The organism is Paenibacillus brevis (genome assembly GCF_018919145.1).
Lineage (GTDB): Bacteria > Bacillota > Bacilli > Paenibacillales > Paenibacillaceae > Fontibacillus > Fontibacillus brevis.
This window is the reverse complement of the sequence record NZ_JAHLQJ010000010.1, coordinates 166726-183893: the sequence shown is the minus strand read 5'-3', so window position 1 is coordinate 183893 and position 17168 is coordinate 166726. Positions and strand designations below refer to the sequence as shown.

Annotated in this window: 19 protein-coding genes; all 19 read right to left on the bottom strand. The window is 47.5% G+C overall.

Annotation, left to right across the window (positions count from 1 at the left end):
* Positions 1-87 precede the first annotated feature (87 nt).
* The 19 genes from KQJ23_RS13350 to KQJ23_RS13260 all read right to left on the bottom strand — a co-directional run bounded on the left by KQJ23_RS13350 (position 88) and on the right by KQJ23_RS13260 (position 17101).
* On the bottom strand, positions 88-963 hold the full coding sequence (locus KQJ23_RS13350) for an alpha/beta hydrolase (protein ID WP_249529735.1): 876 nt from the start codon (positions 961-963) through the stop codon (positions 88-90).
* 227 nt (positions 964-1190) lie between these two features.
* Entirely contained in the window at positions 1191-1952 is a 762-nt protein-coding gene (locus tag KQJ23_RS13345) for a class I SAM-dependent methyltransferase (RefSeq protein ID WP_216479370.1), read from the bottom strand.
* Positions 1953-2058: 106 nt separating this feature from the next.
* Positions 2059-2607 carry a P-loop nucleotide/nucleoside kinase family protein gene (locus KQJ23_RS13340; RefSeq protein ID WP_346779397.1) on the bottom strand — a complete coding sequence of 183 codons (549 nt, stop codon included), beginning with the start codon at positions 2605-2607 and terminating at the stop codon, positions 2059-2061.
* A 227-nt stretch (positions 2608-2834) separates the two neighbouring features.
* Positions 2835-2930 carry a competence inhibitor ComI gene (gene comI / locus KQJ23_RS13335; protein WP_071784179.1) on the bottom strand — a complete coding sequence of 32 codons (96 nt, stop codon included), beginning with the start codon at positions 2928-2930 and terminating at the stop codon, positions 2835-2837.
* Between the two features lie 407 nt (positions 2931-3337).
* Positions 3338-3676, bottom strand: a complete 339-nt coding sequence (locus tag KQJ23_RS13330) for a hypothetical protein (protein WP_216479369.1) — start codon at positions 3674-3676, stop codon at positions 3338-3340.
* Between the two features lie 164 nt (positions 3677-3840).
* Entirely contained in the window at positions 3841-5400 is a 1560-nt protein-coding gene (locus tag KQJ23_RS13325) for a M56 family metallopeptidase (protein WP_249529752.1), read from the bottom strand.
* Between the two features lie 11 nt (positions 5401-5411).
* On the bottom strand, positions 5412-5783 hold the full coding sequence (locus KQJ23_RS13320) for a BlaI/MecI/CopY family transcriptional regulator (RefSeq protein WP_346779399.1): 372 nt from the start codon (positions 5781-5783) through the stop codon (positions 5412-5414).
* Between the two features lie 187 nt (positions 5784-5970).
* Positions 5971-6858: a sporulation protein YpjB gene (locus tag KQJ23_RS13315; RefSeq protein ID WP_216479367.1), complete on the bottom strand. Its 888-nt coding sequence runs from the start codon at positions 6856-6858 to the stop codon at positions 5971-5973.
* Between the two features lie 111 nt (positions 6859-6969).
* On the bottom strand, positions 6970-7611 hold the full coding sequence (locus KQJ23_RS13310) for a DUF1405 domain-containing protein (protein ID WP_216479366.1): 642 nt from the start codon (positions 7609-7611) through the stop codon (positions 6970-6972).
* 67 nt (positions 7612-7678) lie between these two features.
* Positions 7679-8563 carry a menaquinol-cytochrome c reductase cytochrome b/c subunit gene (locus tag KQJ23_RS13305; RefSeq protein WP_216479365.1) on the bottom strand — a complete coding sequence of 295 codons (885 nt, stop codon included), beginning with the start codon at positions 8561-8563 and terminating at the stop codon, positions 7679-7681.
* Between the two features lie 83 nt (positions 8564-8646).
* A complete protein-coding gene (gene qcrB, locus KQJ23_RS13300; RefSeq protein WP_044478979.1) occupies positions 8647-9318 on the bottom strand; it encodes a menaquinol-cytochrome c reductase cytochrome b subunit in 672 nt (223 codons plus the stop codon).
* Positions 9319-9334: 16 nt separating this feature from the next.
* The gene (locus KQJ23_RS13295) at positions 9335-9877 is read right to left on the bottom strand and encodes a QcrA and Rieske domain-containing protein (RefSeq protein WP_216479364.1); all 543 of its coding nucleotides are present in this window, start codon (positions 9875-9877) and stop codon (positions 9335-9337) included.
* A gap of 180 nt (positions 9878-10057) precedes the next feature.
* The gene (locus KQJ23_RS13290; RefSeq protein ID WP_216479363.1) at positions 10058-10489 is read right to left on the bottom strand and encodes a DUF2487 family protein; all 432 of its coding nucleotides are present in this window, start codon (positions 10487-10489) and stop codon (positions 10058-10060) included.
* A 96-nt stretch (positions 10490-10585) separates the two neighbouring features.
* Positions 10586-10768 carry an IDEAL domain-containing protein gene (locus tag KQJ23_RS13285; RefSeq protein ID WP_044478982.1) on the bottom strand — a complete coding sequence of 61 codons (183 nt, stop codon included), beginning with the start codon at positions 10766-10768 and terminating at the stop codon, positions 10586-10588.
* Positions 10769-10827: 59 nt separating this feature from the next.
* The gene (locus KQJ23_RS13280) at positions 10828-11916 is read right to left on the bottom strand and encodes a hypothetical protein (protein WP_216479362.1); all 1089 of its coding nucleotides are present in this window, start codon (positions 11914-11916) and stop codon (positions 10828-10830) included.
* 118 nt (positions 11917-12034) lie between these two features.
* Positions 12035-14698 carry an ABC transporter permease gene (locus tag KQJ23_RS13275; protein ID WP_216479361.1) on the bottom strand — a complete coding sequence of 888 codons (2664 nt, stop codon included), beginning with the start codon at positions 14696-14698 and terminating at the stop codon, positions 12035-12037.
* On the bottom strand, positions 14695-15372 hold the full coding sequence (locus KQJ23_RS13270) for an ABC transporter ATP-binding protein (protein ID WP_216479360.1): 678 nt from the start codon (positions 15370-15372) through the stop codon (positions 14695-14697). Before KQJ23_RS13270 ends, KQJ23_RS13275 begins: the two co-directional genes overlap by 4 nt.
* Before the next feature lie 125 nt (positions 15373-15497).
* The gene (locus KQJ23_RS13265) at positions 15498-16421 is read right to left on the bottom strand and encodes a sensor histidine kinase (protein WP_346779396.1); all 924 of its coding nucleotides are present in this window, start codon (positions 16419-16421) and stop codon (positions 15498-15500) included.
* Positions 16418-17101, bottom strand: coding sequence for a response regulator transcription factor (locus KQJ23_RS13260; protein WP_216479359.1), 684 nt, complete (start codon positions 17099-17101; stop codon positions 16418-16420). Before KQJ23_RS13260 ends, KQJ23_RS13265 begins: the two co-directional genes overlap by 4 nt.
* Positions 17102-17168 lie beyond the last annotated feature (67 nt).

The following is a 17168-nucleotide window of genomic DNA, read 5'->3' as shown; positions in this document are numbered from 1 at the left end:
ACTTCTCTGCTATTTCTTCTTCCAACCGAGGAGCGTATTCGACGTTGCGTTAATGTTGTGTTAGCTGAAGTGTAGAGCTTCCTAGATTTATTCACATAAATGTTTTTTGAGAAATCCTACTGTTTTCTCAAACGCTTTTTTAACCTGTACATCATTCATATTTTGATCAAATACATGATCAGCACCATTAACTGTAATTAGCTCAGTTTCAATACCAACTTTTCGTAATTCTTCATACATTATCAAAGACTGTTCATAAGGTACATCAGTATCTTTGTCCCCATGCAAAAAGAGTGTTGGCGGAAAGTACTTAGAAATATTATCGACAGGGTTATACTTTCTTAATAACTCACTATCTATATCTCGATTAAAACCTGTTACCTTCTCAACCCAAGTTCCATGCTGACGGCACCAAAGATAGTAATTAAACCTTTCCCACGAGCCTTCTGATACTTCAGAGTCACTAAGATATTTTTCAGCTTCTACAAGATTAACAATGGGTCTTCTGCAGTAAAATTCATTTGGCTCAGAATACCACTTTCCTAAGATATCACCGTAACCGTAAAAGGAAACTATTGCATTAGGTCTACATTCCATTGTTCCACTAACCAAACTAAGGTAAGCCCCCGCTGAACTTCCAATAAGAGCAATCTTATCCGTATTGAAATCGTACATTTTCGATACAGTAGATCTAACCCAATTTAAGGCATCCTCTACGTCCTCAATAATTAATTGAAAATTCGTCTCTGGAGCAAGCCTATAATCAATACTTATGACACTAAATCCAGCATTCTTATATATTTCAACCTGCTCAATTGGCAACCACTTTCTTGTGCCAAATATTAGCGCTCCACTATGAATGTAGATAATAACAGGAGTTTGACTTCCATGATAATAGATATCAGCATAAATTGAAGATTGCTCAGTTTTTTTGTAGACTATAGATTCACTTATGGTTTTCATGATCTTACTCCTCCGTATTTCAGCTAACGTTGTTGTATTCAACGACGTCCAACCCCCTTAAGCTCGGAGGGCGGCCGCGATGCGGTTAGGGAGTTGGATGTGTCCGGCTGACTCTACTTCCCGCTGCTGCCAAATGCATCTCCGAATCTTCCTAACTTCTACCGGAACGAGGGTCGAATGGCCTGAAGCGTGAACATGGTAGTAGGTGAAGCACCCGATTTCTTCGACTATTCTTCAGCCTTAATAGCTTCGTATGTAATCATCTGTCCAGCACTTATAGGTTTATTCTTAAACTTATAATCAGCCGATATAGTAATCTCTTGATAACCCGATTGTTCAAGTAATAAGTTAAACTCATAATTGCCATACCAACTTAGAGGAAATCTTTGAAGTTCAGCTTGTATTAGATTTCCTTCTTTCCATTTCTCATACTTCAACAAAGATACTATCTTCTGTTCAAGAATATTAACTTCAACGCGTTTATCTTCTAAAACAATGACTTCATTATTAGGGGTACTCCACGTCCTTGTAGAGGTGGAATTTGTATTTAAATCAGTCGGAATAGACAAATCCATTATCAGCCTACCACCGGGCAACAAATAGGAATAAAGATGATTTAGTGTTGTGATCGCTTGTTCTCTACCTTCTATTAATTGAAATGATCCCCCAGGAATAATAATCGCATCGTATTGATTTGATAAAGTAAACTCGTGCATCTCATCTTTAATAAGTTTAGGTGAAAGATTTAATTCATTGCATCTTCTTCTGCAAGAATCCAGCATTGCATCTGAGTTATCTAATCCATCAATTGCTATTCCAGATTGTAGTAATGGAATCAAGACTCTACCAGACCCACATCCAACTTCAAGCACATTTCCTTTAACGTTTGAAAGACGCTCTAAATAATACTCTACATCCCCGAATGAATGGCCTAGTGGCTTGCTAAGATCATAAACTTCTGTACAAAGTTCACCGTATGAACTATACATTGACGATCACTCCGTTTTTGAATTTTTCCCTTGGGTATTTCACCTAACGTTGTCGTATCTACGAACCCGAGAGGCTTAAGGCGCCTTCTTTGAAACTCCTACACTATTAATCGCTTTGATTATTCTCTGCCTCTATGATAATTTCACCTTCTCCAGAAGGTACTTCAAAACCCTTTAGGAATGAAGATAATATCTCTTCTGTTATTGTAAATGCAGCATTAGCATCGAATCGCTGGCTCCGTATTCGAAGTCGTTTAAGCAATTCATTAGGATGAACTTTCAAATAAACAAGCTTCCACTCACCTCCTCCTTCTTCAATTAACTTCTTATATTCATCTCGCCTCTTCCGTTGCCAAAAACTAAAATCAATAACCACATTGCGCTTTTCTTTCAAGAGATTTACTAGTTCATTACGCAGCTTTAATTCGGCTTCAACCTTAAGTTGCTCATACATTTCAATTGGATAATCAATTCCATAACGGCCATTTGTCGCCCATATTTCTTCATCAATGGAGAGACGTACAAAGCCCCTCTGCTCTAATCGTTGAGAAAATGTTGTTTTTCCTGATCCAGCCACACCACACATCATTACTACTAATGGTAAAGATATATCTGCCTGATAGATAAAATCATCTACTTCAAGGTTTTCAATCACCAATATTCTCCCTTCATTCAAATTACTTCATACGGTTATAAGATTTTTATGCAAGTTTTTTATACATTTCATTTACATGGTTTTCAGTCAATTCAGTATATGTTATGATCGTTATAAGAAAACCGAGTGCGGCTAACACTCGGCTATACAAATGGCTTGGATGGTTTATTCCCTTCTAAGTCTAGGCAATAAAAACCCACCTCTGGCGCTAACCTTTGGGTGGGTTTTTACTTTCTCTTGTTGTTGTTCCCGATGTACGTTAAAAGTGCAAGAATAAACATTCCGAATAGGAACATGATCTGAATTGCATCTTTAACTTCCATGGCTTCACCTCCTTACGAAGGAAAACCATGCCCACCCAAGATTCAATTGTACTTCCTTATTCTACCACATATACCCATTCATTAATAGAATGTTTGTTCGTGTTTAATGATTGTATACAGTTTGCTGGAATTTCATATAATTCCGCTATCCCCGCACTACAGAAATTCCACATAACAAATGGAATTTGCGCCCCTGTTCCTTACTTAATTTCTACATTCTACCCTACCATATTTTTGGAATAATATGACGAAAAATAATAATATTTACTCAGTGCCGCCAACCACACTTTGTTCCTGATAACTAACCCATCGCCATCCCCCGTTCAATTTAAAGAGCCTGTACCGGGAATCGGCAACTGGCTTGCTACAAAGTTTAGCTTATTATACCTTCTGAAACCTTGCGTCTTTTACAGCGTCAGGTTAATCCTAGAATTCGGCTCCAGCCGACTTGAAAGCAAGGGGCTAAGATACCTGGAATAAGGCTGTGCATAAGCGGTGCCCCCAATCCCGGTACTGAACAGCAACGGCATTAAGGAGAGGGTGCTGTTGTTCATTCCATTGAAGCTGCCGAAGGGCGATAGATTGGAGGATAACATGAACAACGGCAGAAGACTTGCTAAATTACTGGAAGACACCCCGTCAGTTTGCTCTAAAGAGGGGTACAACATCCCTGTGAGAAGCGGTGTCAAATATTGATTGAAGGATCTCACTGTCCCCGTCTCCGTCATCGCGGTTTGCTTTCTCATACCTCCAATGGTCGGAGCATGATAGACACACATACAATGTTCCAAAGATCCAAATTGCATGATAATCATCCTTTCTAATATAGATTCAATGAAATCACAATAGACTATGATTATAGTCTATTGAAGTATATCAATACATTCACTCGCCATAACGAGCAAAAGTATCAATACACTTTCATGCTGTCCAACAGTTCCAGGCTGGATAGATCGCTCATCATTTTTTTGCCGCTGCTGAAGCCCCAATATTTTATCGGACGATATGGATAGTGGAGCATCAATAACACATTACCGGATGAAAGGCCTTGTTCGTGCATGGTTGCCCGGATAGGACGAACATCAACTTGTATGGGCCACGGTTGTTCCTCGGACTCAATCAGCAAATGCAGCCGATTCCAGGTATGCTGGAAAGCATCCGCTTCAAATGGCGATTGATAAACGAGCCGAACAGGCGAGTCGCCGACAGCACTTCCTGTTATCCCGATCATCTGAGCGGTCATACTGTTGATCACATCTGTATCCCGCGGATTGGCCCCTTCTTCAAGCCAGTAGGCATAAAGCATCGGTGTTTGCTCTTGGCGAAGCAGACCATAGAGATTATTGGAAGGCAGCAGGATAAACGCCAGCATAAAAGTCACGCTGATTCCCAACAAAATACGCCATGGGCGTTGGACATTAACATTTCCATACGACTGTTTAAGGAAGACTGCCACATGGCCGAGACGATGTCTGACTCTGGATGCCCCGGTCAACAACGGGAGTCCCGGTCCGCAACTCGGTAACGTACCTCCGTTGAGCTCTCCCTGACGAATAAGCAGCAAGCCGTAGCTCAATCCCTCTTCACGCTCCAGTTGACGCAGCACCCGCCAATCACAGCGAATTTCCAAATCCTCTTCAAATCGATTAAGCGCCAGTCGGATCAATGGGTTAAACCAATGAATGAGCCGAAGAAAGCGAGCCAGCAAGAACATCAGTATATCCTTCTGCTTATAGTGCCATAGCTCATGGAGCAAAATAAGTCTCAGTTCCTCCTTAGCGTAGAGCGTCATACTCTCATAAGGCAATAGAATCACAGGACGGAACCATCCATGCAAGGCCGGATAGGGAAGCGCCGAGCGCATCAGCCGAACCCGGCTGCGAATGTTGATCTCCCTACAGCAATCCTCCAGCAATCGATCCAACTCAGCACAATTAAAAGGCACAGACATTGCAATCCATCTTCGTACGCCGCGGCTTTTCCAGCGTTTCCAGCACCACACGCCCGCTCCCCCTGTGACCCAGAGAATCGCCATGACCGTTTGAGACTGCATCATGCTGGTTTGAGCCTGGAGAGAACTTACAAGCTCCTGCTTCACGGCAGGCATCGGCACTTGCAGTTCCTGCCCGTTTTGATACATTCTCATTGGGCTGTAAGCCATCCATTCCTTTTCTTGAGGAAGCAAACGGTCTCGAAGCCCATTCCATACCTTTCCCGCTTCAGTCACCATTTTGCCTGCGCCGTACCGAACATCATACAGATACGGATCAGTCCAATTCTCCAGACTAACCATCCCTGACCAGGATACGGGCAGCAGAAGCTTCAAAAGGAGAATAGTCCATAGCCAGCACATGACCCGGGGACCCAGCTTCTTGGATCCGAAGCGGCGGATCAAAAGCAGCAGAACTGCGATTACCGAACCGGCTAGCGTTAGCTCCAATCCTTTCAGAAAAAGCATGGGCAACAGCATCGTCACGCCATTCACTCCTCCTCGGCACTGGATTTAAGCATCTGCCGGAGCTTCTCCGCCTCTGCAGCGGATAATTTGCCATCCTGCAGAAATCCTGCCAGCAGGGAACTGCGGTCTCCTCCATAGTATAGATGAAGAAATTGCTGCCGCTCCTGCTGCAAATACTGCTCTTCATCCACCAGGGGCGTATAGTAGTATATTCGGCTGTCCTGCGCATCGACTTCATAACCTACAAAACCCTTCGCTACCAGGTTTCGCAAGAGGGTCTTCACCGTGCGGAAATGCCAATCAGAATGCTTCGCGACCTGGTCAACAATCCTGCTGGCCGGACAGCGCCCTTCTCGCCATAGCACATTCATCACCACAAGCTCGGAACGGCTAATGCTTTTCTCTTTTCCTTTCAGAAAATCCCCTCCTCGTATTCACGTCTCTGTTTATTTTATCGGCATCTCATTAGACTATGTTTATAGTCTTTTGTGATTCACCCTTCCCTAGAAAAATAAAACGGCCTTCATCCCATAAAATCAGGACGAAAGCCGCCTTACTCGTTTATGTGTATATACCTTGCCCTCAAAATCGAAACCGATCCGCTCTCTCCGAAGGTCCGTGCACCGACTCGACATTCTGGTAGGCTTGGTATTTACGCAATCCGGTGTAGAGAAGCGCCAGCAGAATCCACCCGCCGATCAGCAGTGTCCAAGACCAGGGATTTCTGTATCCGGTAATCGGCAGGAAGACGGGGTCTGCACCTTTGCGCCCGAACAGCTCCTTCAAAGCGGCCTCGCCTTGCTCAATCGAACGGCTGAGCGAAGCGTCATCCACCGAGGTGTCCTTGCTGATTTGACCCATGTAAGAGAGCCATGAATCAAATTTATTCACTTCCGACGGCTGACGGCTGATAATCAGCGCAGGACGAACGATATCATAATGCGATTGCAGGGACAGAAAATATTCCCGCAGCACGGTTCGCTTTCCTTCCGCCCTGCTCTTGGTCATTCCGTCCAAATCATCGGCCAGCACCTTATAATATTGCATCCATAGCGCTTTATTCTGATGGGTGAGACTATTCACGGCAAGTCGCAGCTTGGCGGATGATCTTGCCCATGCTTCCGGATCTACATTCACTTCCGCAAGTGTACCGCGCGTATCCATAATCACTTCCGCCAGCGCATGAATTCCCTCAACTGAAGTTAAGCCTTGAAAAGACAGCCCCTCCAGCGAATCAATAAGCAATTCCATCTGCTTGGGTGCATCGGTCAGGTTAATATCCTGCATGTCCCGGTACAAGGTCTCGGTTATTTGCTCAAATTGCGCCAGCTTCTGTTCCCGCTCATTCCCTTTTGGCAGAGCTGTATTGTTCATCTCTGCATGTGCAATAGCCGGACTCAGCCAGACGGCAAGCAGCAGTAAGCAGCATATCAGTAACAGGAGCCATCGGTTTAATGCCAGTATTTTCACGGACAATCCCTCCTTTACCACATGGTATGGCGGGTTGTCCCTACATAGAACCAATTTTGTCCGTGATGAAAGACATAATGTGTGCGAAGACAGAATTGATGCGGATTCCGCTCAGGGCTCCAATGCTCCGTTTCGTTTTCCATATTTCAAGGCCACCCAACCGGCCCCTATGCTTGCCAGCGTCAGCAGCACTGTGAATACGGCGACAGCTGGAACGTAGTCCCACAATGGTCTGGGCAGCCAAGGATAGACCCCAAAACCGTAATCGACAGTATCATTAAGCAAGGTCCAGGCTCCGGCAATGACGAGCATAACAGACCGCAAGCTGAAAAACCGGACGAACAACAGGGCTTCAACAGCCATCGCCAAATGGGATGCTACAAGCATCCCATCCTGCCACACCAGCGAATCCCCCATGGCCGCACCTGCAAAGATCATGCTTACCGCCCAGATCCCGTACTTCACGCTAGTTACGACCGCCAATCCTTCAATCAATCCGCGCAGAAAGCGGAATCGTCCTAGTAGATTCGGCAGCAGCAGGAACAGAAGTGATAGAGTAAAAAACAGACTTGCCGTCGGACTATCCGGGACGAAGATAAGTTGCCACATCGCATGGTTATCCCAGGTGTAACGAAGCTGGGCCTCATACCAGACGTAACCGTAGATCGTGCCAAGCAGATTGCACACGAACAACGTCCACAGAATCGGACGAGAAGCCAGAAAAGAACGGCTCCAGAAAAATGACAGCTTCAAGATGTATTCCTCTTTCCTTATGTAAATGAAAAACCTGACCGTTACCCGATCAGGTTTTCTGTTCCTTCTATTCTACTGCTTCCGCCTTTTGCTTCGCAAGCCATTCGGCCAAATGATCGACATCCTCGTCAGTTAAGCCTGCATTAATCGCTGCAGTATACATCGGAGGCATCTTCCCATTATATCCTTCTTTGATAATGGCAAGGATAGCTTCTTGATCATGCTTGTCACCGACACCCCTCAGCGAAGGGGCGCCCGAGCCCTTCAGGTCTGTGCCATGACAGCTTATGCAATTGGCTTTGGTATAGAACTCCATTGCCGGATCATCCTTATCAACGATGGCGATCTCGGTCTGCGGTTCACTGCCTGCCGGAGGAAGCCCGGCGAGGCGATTCTCAAGCGCTTGCTCCTCACGCTGAATATGCTCGGGCTCGACGCCCGCTTTTTCCAGCTCATGCTTATAGTGCGTCCACGCAAAATTAGTTAAATAAATGAGGGATGCCAGAGACAGGAACATCAGCGCTGAAGCAATCGGCCGTTTGTAGAACCGGCGTTCCTTGCCTGTGTCCAGGAATGGAGCCAGCAGCAATGCACCGAATGCAACCGTCGGAATACCCATCGTTCCTAAAATAACATAGTTGCCTGAGGCATACGGATATTTCAAATATTGATACAGAAACAAGAAGTACCAGTCGGGCATCGGAATGACCGAAGCGCTCGGGTCCGCGGGGAACCCTAACGGAGCTGGCTCCGAAATGGTCAGTACGAGGAATCCGACAAGCACCACGACGCCGACCATCCACTCCTTGAGCAGAAAATTCGGAATAAATGCCTCGGATTTGCCGGGATATGCCGTATAGTCAGGAGGCGTAATGAATCCGTTGCCCCTTCTGACCCGGGAATCGCCGACGAATACAACCTTTTCCTGCTTCGATTTGTCATGATGAGCCATATTTATTGCCTCCCTTCTCTTCTAGAGGTTGAACCCGCACTTCTATCGTCCTAAGTCCATGCTGCCCGAATACAAGGATTGACCTAGAGTGGGCCGGATATTCCTTGTCTGCGGATCATAATAAAGTGTCCTACCAGAAGGATCAGCAGTACGGCAGGAAGGAAGAACACATGAATGGCGAAAAAGCGGGTTAAGGTCTCGGCGCCGACAATCGTGCCGCCTTGCAGCAGTTCCTTCATCACCGGTCCTAACACCGGAATGGAGTTGGCGATTTCGAGCGTGACCTTGGTAGCAAAGTACGCTTTGTTATCCCAAGGAAGCAGATATCCGGTCAGCCCAAGCCCGATCATGACGAAGAAGATCAACATCCCAACCACCCAGTTCATCTCACGAGGCGCCTTATAGGAGCCTGTAAAGAAGACACGAAGCGTATGCAGGAACATCATGACAATGACCAGACTGGCCCCCCAGTGGTGCATGCCGCGTACGATTTGTCCGAAGGCAACCTGGGTCTGCAAGTATTCAACACTCTTGTAAGCGTTAATAATATCCGGCACATAATACATCGTCAGGAACATCCCCGACAAGATTTGAATCACGGTGATAAAAAACGTCAGGCCGCCGAAACAGTATACGAATGCGGAGAAATGGTGCGCCGGGTTGACATGCTCCGGCACCTCATGATCCGCAACGTCTCTCCAGATCGGCGTAATATCGAGACGTTCATCAATCCAGTCGTACACATTTTTAAACATCAGGATTTGCGCCTCCTTAAGATACAATCGTGTTCGGAACGATCTCGCCGAGATATACCCAGTCATCCTTAATCATGACCTTATACTCGTCGAGCGGCTTGGAAGCAACGGCCAGTTGCTTGCCCTCCTTCGTATAATGCGCTCCGTGGCAAGGGCAATGGTATTGGTCCGGAAAATTGCTGTTGCTGTTCCAGCCGACCGTGCATCCAAGATGCTTACAAATCGGTGAAAGCGCATAAATATTTCCGTTCTCGTCTTTGCGAATCCAGGCAACCAGGTTCGCTGTGCTTAAGTACCATCCGTCTTGCTGCTTCAATTCAAAGTGGAATTCCTGCGGTTCATTCGTAATTTTGCTGACCTCGGCCACTTTTACGAAAGCACCCTCTCCTTTATCCCTCAGGATCGGGTCTACGGCAAACCGGACCATTGGAAGCGTAACGCCTGCTGCCATAAAGGCGGTGGCACCTCCCAAGGTGTATGTAAGAAACTGCCGTCTGGACATTTCCTTACGGACAGGCGGTTTGTGCGATGGTTCGTGCTCCTCGTGCTGATGGCTCATACTCTCTTCAACCCCCTTTACACGCTAAAATGCCGCTGTCTTCAATGACAATTATCACATTATTATAGAAGTCATATTTATAATATATTAGCGCATTTGGACCGTCAAGAATTTGACACAACTTTTCCATCATTCGGGAGTTTCCATCTATGTAAAAGTCGAAATTTTGTCACATTTATTCTACTTTCCCTCTTGCCATAAACTGAGAATTTGTTCTTTAACTGCAGGATTCTGTGATTGATGTTGACCAGCAGATTCGGCATAACGCTGCGGCGTCACGATCAAATTCACTTCTGGCAGCAGCTCTTTATTCAACTCCTCCAATGTCGAAGCCACGATAACATAGGTAAATCCCGCTTGCCTCACGCCTTGGATGATCTTGTTGATCTGGTCTGCCACCTCGGCACCACCATATTGGATAGCCGGGTAAGTTACCACTCTTCCTTGAAAAGGAGACTCGATCCAGTCCATGACATCACGAAGCAGCTCAAGCCGCTCGGCAGCCTCATGGGGCGCTTCGCTTCCGGTTAATCCAGTCACCGGGAGAAGACAGGTATCGAAGAATTCCTTCATTTCATCCCAGGTCTTCGCTTCAAACTCGCTGAATTTCATTACATCTGCCCCCTTCTTTTTCGTACCTATTATATACATGTTTCTGTCGTTGACAAGTTCGACAGACAAAAAAAGAAATGCCGAGAAGGCATTTCTTTATTTTTTCAACATTCTCAATTCTTCCGTCAAGAGACGAAACGCCGTCTCATCGCCTTGGGCAAGCGCATTGTCGATCTCGCAATAAATTTGCTCCGAACGGTGTTTGCGCAAAGCCTCGTCCCAGACCATTTCCGCGGCCAAACTGAGCATTGCTTCGTAAGTCACCTTCATCTGATCCATAGGATGCACCTCCAGCGCATAAATAAGGAGTGATTATTTTGCCGAGATCTGATTGTCTGCTACTCTTTGGTCAGCTTATGTACGGCCGTTCTGCCAAAGGGAGTCGTCTGGATATACTTCTCTCCTTGACCGTTATCGCCGATTCTTACCATGCCGAGATGCAGCAGCATCCGGATGATTCGTTCTTCAAAGATAGATTCTGATGAATCGTAGAAAAAAGGCTTGATCAAGGGCGACAAATTGCGGAACAGCGAAGCAAGCGACACCCATTCCCGGCAGCAGTGCAGCGTCCAGTAGACTAAAGAGAGCAGGTTTGGAATCGGCCCTTTATAGAGTCTTAACCAAAACAGGACAAACTGCATCATGGGTTCTCTGCGTTCCTCCAGCAGAAAGGACTCTCCCGCAGAGGTAAGGATTAATGAATCCAGGTTCTCCTGAATCAAACGGGATTGGGTGGCATAATCATACAGCAGCGACATCCGGTTGGGGTAATCCTTGAAGCGCCGGCCATAGCCGAACCTCCAGCCTTTCCCCACAAGCGGCTCGGCAACATGAAGCGCCTCCAGCAACTGCTGCTGGTTCCTCCGGTACATGACGCCCTCGTTATTGAGCGGGACCTCATGATCCCGAATATACCGCAGAAACAGCAAGAGATCCTCGCTAAGCAGGTCCGGCTCCTCCCGGTAGATAGACGGCTCCTCCCCCAGAGCAATCATGCCGGCCATGAATCTTCGCTCCAATACCTCTCTGAAGCGCCGCTTCAAGTCCTCCGGAACCTCATACAAGTAACGGGTGTTTTGGGTCATCCCCTGGAATAGCCAGCCTCGCTGCCGGAACCGGGAGATGACATCCCTCGGGTTCTCCTTTTCCCTCGCATCATCCGTAAACCGTGAATGCTGTGCACAAGCGACCAGCTCCTCCAGGCTGAAATGCCGGCGGCCGTCAAAGAGCAGCGCATTCAAGAAGCGTAAATCTTCCATGCTCATGTCCTCAACGTTTTGCTCCAGAAATTCTCTTCTTCCGATCCTTTGCAGGATGGATTGAATGAGCTCATGCTTTGAATTCCCGTTGCAGTCGCACTGGTAATGGTTCGCTATTCTGCTAAGCTGACCGATATCGGCATAGGTAAGCATATCTGCCAGATTCATAACATCCCGCCTCGCCGTTTTACTACCATTATGGGGAAATTTCTGAACTTTATTCGGGAAAAGACAAAAAAATACCCGGACATGCCCGGGTATTTTTACTACTATAAGTTGCTTCATTCTATGATCCTTCCATATCACGCAGCCGCTCTACAATCGTCTGGCGTGCCAGCTTCCGATAGACTAGAAGAGGCAGAATGACACCCAATAATGCGAATAACGGGGCTACATACAATACAGGAAGCAGCGTAAAATGATAGGTAAAGAACCAGAACATGCTGGACAAAGCCGGTCCAACCAATGGTGCAGACAATGCGCAAATCACCAGCGACAATCCAATTGCGCCTAACGTGTAATATAATCCTTCCCACACCAGCATCCCCTTGAGCTGCTGCCCGGTCATTCCAATGGATTGAAGTACGGCAAACTCCCTTTTACGGGCCAGAATGCCCGTCAGAACAGCATTCAGGAAGTTGAGTACACCTACCAAACCGATAACCGCACACAATACGCCGCCCAGCAGCAAAAACATAGAACGAAAGCTCTCAAACTCTTCTGCATACGTCTGTTTGCTCTCATAATCATAGTCTGCTTGCGCGGTTGTTGTATAATCCGACAAGAAGGCTTCTATTGCTCCTTCTGCTGCATCCGTTGTATCAAAGCTGTATTGCATAATGGCATTCGTACCCGTATCCTGAATAAACGTCTCCGCATTCAACACAAACTCGTCCGGTCCGTAGTATCTGTAGCTTAGCGAATGCGGCACGCCCACCAGAGCGGCTACTTCATATTGCTTATCTTGATAAATCAGCGGCCTGGCATAGACAGACTCGGTCGCCGGAATAAGATCCGGATCATAAACCTCCCCTGTGTCGGGATTATAGTATTCCAACTCCTCCACATAACGCAGGGTAATGACATCACCGAGCCGTGCCCAGTGGGAGGATATGACCGCATTTCCATAATCGTCTACGCTATATACCGCAGCAATATACCGGCTGCCTGCCTCATAGAGCTTGGAAATATCCCCCTCTACCACCGTCAGCTTATCCAGCGGGCTTCGCTCCATGCCATAGAGCTGTGCCTGATCACCCAGCCTGCCGTCTGGAAGACGCTCCAGATGATTAACCATGGCATCCAATGTCGCTTCATCATTCCAGTAGCCCCATTTGGACCGGTAGAAATCCTCGCTTACAAACTCCAGCACAGTGCTGGTCTGCCCGTATATCCTTCCATCCTGCTCAATGCCGCCCCGCTTGCGGATGCCGGCAATAACCTCTTCCGTAACCTCCATATCCTTATTCCACAAGGATCCGCCCACTTGAAAATAATCATCATCACCCACAACAAAATCAGCAACCATATCCGATAGATACTTGTTCATATCAAATCCATTCGTGAAGGTTACAGCCAAATTAAGTAATACTACAGCAAGGGAGAGAGAAATCACGGTAATGATGGTTTTGCTTCGGCTGCGGCCCAGATTTGCCCGGGCCATGCTTGCCAGAGATAGCTTCCCCTTCCTTTTGCGGATGGATACGGAACCTCGTCCCGAAGAGCTTTCGGTATAACGCACCGCCTCCACCGGAGAGACGCGGGCAGCCATTCTTCCGGGTCTCGCACAAGATAGCAGTACAGTTCCCAGCGAAAATACCGATGCACAGATAAAGATAAGCGGATTTATCGTTAGGGCCTGATTAGACACTCCATTCAGATGCTTCAGCATCACCGGCGTTAATAGCACCCCCACAACATATCCGATAAGGAATCCTAAGGGAATACCCACGGCCGATAACAGCAGCGCCTGCCTACGAACCATTCTCTTAAGCTGTCTTCCAGAGGCTCCGACCGTTTTAAGCAGACCATAGAAACGGACATCCGTCGTCACAGAAATCCGGAACACATTATATATGATCAGGTAGCCGGTGAACATGATAATAATCAGCAGCAGAACAATCATTAAGCCGGTCATCGGATCAATATTTTCAGCCAGCTTGGCGCCGGTATAACCCCAATTCACTCCAATAGCAATATAGTTGCCCTCGGCTCCGCGGTCGCTTTGGTAGCCGTGCCGCTCCAGAATCGCATTCAAATCCCGCTCGATATGAAGCGAGCTCCCGAGCATGACATCCATATGATAGGTGCCTGTCATGCCATCCTCGCCCCGGGTGTCCAGGCGTTCGAAAATCTCTTCGGCACGACTCTCGGGAATGAGCACATGACTGGCAACAACAGCCTCGTCATATTCCCACCATCCGCTAAGAATAAAAGCTTCCGTCGTCTCCTTGCCATCCACCTCAAAGGTGAGCTCGAACCTCGCGCCCTGTTTAGGCTCGATCCCCAGCAAGGATAATACCCGGGTATCTGTAGCCGCCTCCTGCGTTCCTTCATTAGGCAGTTGTCCCTCGGAAGGATCGGCAAACATCCATTTCGCTTCACGCTTATCACTATAACTGACTTCTACATGGGCTTTATTAAACGGGGCATCCGACGGCATGCCGACAAACCTGCGCTGGCCATAGGCCCGGATCAACGGGTCATCCTTCAATTCATGGAATTGGGATTCCGTTAAATACTTGAAGCCGCCATGGGCATATCCGCCCACCTGCCGAAAATTAGCCTGCTGATAAGCATGATTAATGGAAAGCGCAATCGTAAACAGCGCGGTGAACAAGAGCGTAGTCAACATGATGGCGAGAATCGCAATTACATTCCGGTTCCGATTTGCCGTTAACGATCTCCAGGCCAGCCGGGAGATCGATTTCTTGTTGCTCACCTTGATCATGCCCGTTCACCGCCTACGACTCTCCCGTCCTCGATTCGAATGATCCGGTCGCACAGCTGGGCAATCTCTTCATTATGCGTAATCATCACAATCGTCTGGGCAAATTTCTGACTGGTGACCTTGAGCAGCCCCATCACGTCCTGACTGGTCCGGCTATCCAAGTTTCCCGTTGGTTCATCCGCCAGGATAATGGCCGGCTTGGCAGCCAGCGCCCGGGCAATTGCCACCCGCTGCTGCTGTCCTCCGGACAATTGATTGGATAGATTGTGCAGCTTTGAATGCAGACCCAGCGTCTCAATGATATTGTCTATATTCTGCTTGTCCGGCTCGTTGCCATCCAATTGAATCGGCAGCACGATATTCTCATATACGTTCAGAACGGGCACGAGATTGTAATTCTGAAAGACGAATCCAATTTTTCTGCGGCGAAAGATCGTGCGCTCTTCATCCCCAAGGGCAAAAATATCCTTACCGTCTACCCATACCGTGCCTGACGTCGGACGGTCTAGCCCGCCCAGCATATGCAGCAAGGTTGATTTACCCGATCCGGAAGTGCCGACGATACCGACAAATTCTCCTTTGTTCACCTGAAAGTCAATCCCGTCGAGAGCCCTGACCGCGGTTTCTCCTTTTCCGTATACCTTCTTTAAACCCGAGGTCTTTAAAATCTCCATTCCCCGTTTGCCTCCCCAAAAAGAAAAGTCTGTATTCGACTTGCTCATACAGACTTTACCAGCATCATCTTTCCACATTCTTTCGAGCGCAGCATGAATTCTAACAGTTCTGAAAGATATTCGCTCTATTTCTCCAGCGGCAAATAAACTGAGAAGATGCTGCCCGCATCCGGCGTGGATTGAACCTTGATATAGCCGCCCTGACCCGTGATGATTTGCCGTGAGAGATAAAGACCGATACCGACCCCTTCCGTCTCGCTAACTGCGGGAGAACGGTAGAAACGGCTGAAAATCCGCGGCAACTCCTCCTCGGAAATTCCGATGCCGTTATCGGATACATCCATGCGGAGAAACAGTTCATACGTCTTCACAGCGAGCTGAATCTCCCCTCCCGGAGCCGTATATTTAATCGCATTGTCCAGCAGATTATAAAGGGCTTCTGCCGTCCACTTCAGATCATAGCAGGCTGTTCCCTCAGCATGATCAAAGTTCACCTTAATTCGAATTCGCTTCGCTGCCGCTTTCGGAATAGCCTGCTCCAAGACCTGTTCAAGTAATGGCTGAACCGACTGCTGCTTTGAGCTAAGCACAAGCACTCCGGATTCCAGCCTCGATATTTTTACGAGAGCATCTACGAGGAATGCCAGCTTCTCGGCCTGCCCCTTCAGTACCTCCAGACTGGACTTGCTCTCCTCAGGAAGCCGTTGCTCGTTCAGCAGCTCGGCATAGAGCAAGATGTTGGCAATCGGCGTCTTGGTCTGGTGAGAAATATCCGCTAGCAGCGTCTTGATCTTGTCCCTTTCACCAGACAGATTCCGAGCGGAGAGAACCGAAGCCGACAAATAGTTTGCCATTCTCGTCTCTACCGCAGAGAGCATGCTCTCGTCAAACATCGTCTCTGAGAAGCTGCTTGTGATCGCAGAATCCAGCATGTCATTCAATCTCTTCATCAATTTCTTCTGCCGGTAGACGGTGTACCACGCAAGCACAATAGCTAAGAACAGTACCAGGAGGGCTGCCGGCAGCACGACCCATTGCAGCCTATTCACGAATCCCCCGCTTTCCAGGTGTAGCCGATGCCATATACCGTCCGGATGTATTCAGGCTTAGAAGGGATCGATTCCAGCTTGTCCCGCAGCCGCTTGATCGTGACGGACAAGGCATTTTCATCGACAAATTCGGCTCCATCCGTCCAGATCCGGTCAATCAAATCGGCGCGCGGCAAAATGATCCCCCGGTTGATCACCAACAAGCGCAGTAGCTTTTGCTCAGTTTTGCTAAGCTCGATTAACTGATCTTTCTTACGGAATTCCATATGTTCGAAGTCGAACCTGAAATCATCCATGACGAACAGCCCGCTAACAAGCTGCTCCCTGCGTCTAAGCTGATTATTCACGCGCGCACGAAGCACGGCCAAGGAGAACGGCTTTGTTACATAATCGTCCGCGCCCATTTCCAGTCCAGCTACAATATCAGTCTCCATATCATTGGCCGTCAGCAGAATCACCGGGGTATGGAGAGAGCCTCTCAATTCCTGTAAATAATCCAGACCGCTTCCATCCGGCAGGTTAATATCCAGAATAAACAAATCAAAGACCCCTTTACCAGCAAGCTTCCTTGCCGAGTGGAGGTCATAGGCCTGTTCCACGGCTATGCTGTGATTTCTTAACGTTAGCAGAATACCATGGCTTAGGGTTCTGTCATCTTCTATCAGTAAAATACGCTTCATATTTCACTTATCCTCTACTAGGTATAGTTTCAGCCTAAGTATAATACAAGCACGCAAAAAAACCGCA

What these genes read in the sequence shown, in the direction of transcription:
- KQJ23_RS13350 (WP_249529735.1), bottom strand. Translation starts at nt 963, where the DNA reads ATGAAAACCATAAGTGAATCTATAGTCTACAAAAAAACTGAGCAATCT.
- KQJ23_RS13345 (WP_216479370.1), bottom strand. Translation starts at nt 1,952, where the DNA reads ATGTATAGTTCATACGGTGAACTTTGTACAGAAGTTTATGATCTTAGC.
- comI (WP_071784179.1), bottom strand. Translation starts at nt 2,930, where the DNA reads ATGGAAGTTAAAGATGCAATTCAGATCATGTTCCTATTCGGAATGTTT.
- KQJ23_RS13330 (WP_216479369.1), bottom strand. Translation starts at nt 3,676, where the DNA reads ATGAGAAAGCAAACCGCGATGACGGAGACGGGGACAGTGAGATCCTTC.
- KQJ23_RS13325 (WP_249529752.1), bottom strand. Translation starts at nt 5,400, where the DNA reads ATGCTGTTGCCCATGCTTTTTCTGAAAGGATTGGAGCTAACGCTAGCC.
- KQJ23_RS13305 (WP_216479365.1), bottom strand. Translation starts at nt 8,563, where the DNA reads ATGGCTCATCATGACAAATCGAAGCAGGAAAAGGTTGTATTCGTCGGC.
- qcrB (WP_044478979.1), bottom strand. Translation starts at nt 9,318, where the DNA reads ATGTTTAAAAATGTGTACGACTGGATTGATGAACGTCTCGATATTACG.
- KQJ23_RS13295 (WP_216479364.1), bottom strand. Translation starts at nt 9,877, where the DNA reads ATGAGCCATCAGCACGAGGAGCACGAACCATCGCACAAACCGCCTGTC.
- KQJ23_RS13290 (WP_216479363.1), bottom strand. Translation starts at nt 10,489, where the DNA reads ATGAAATTCAGCGAGTTTGAAGCGAAGACCTGGGATGAAATGAAGGAA.
- KQJ23_RS13285 (WP_044478982.1), bottom strand. Translation starts at nt 10,768, where the DNA reads ATGGATCAGATGAAGGTGACTTACGAAGCAATGCTCAGTTTGGCCGCG.
- KQJ23_RS13280 (WP_216479362.1), bottom strand. Translation starts at nt 11,916, where the DNA reads ATGAATCTGGCAGATATGCTTACCTATGCCGATATCGGTCAGCTTAGC.
- KQJ23_RS13275 (WP_216479361.1), bottom strand. Translation starts at nt 14,698, where the DNA reads ATGATCAAGGTGAGCAACAAGAAATCGATCTCCCGGCTGGCCTGGAGA.
- KQJ23_RS13270 (WP_216479360.1), bottom strand. Translation starts at nt 15,372, where the DNA reads ATGGAGATTTTAAAGACCTCGGGTTTAAAGAAGGTATACGGAAAAGGA.
- KQJ23_RS13260 (WP_216479359.1), bottom strand. Translation starts at nt 17,101, where the DNA reads ATGAAGCGTATTTTACTGATAGAAGATGACAGAACCCTAAGCCATGGT.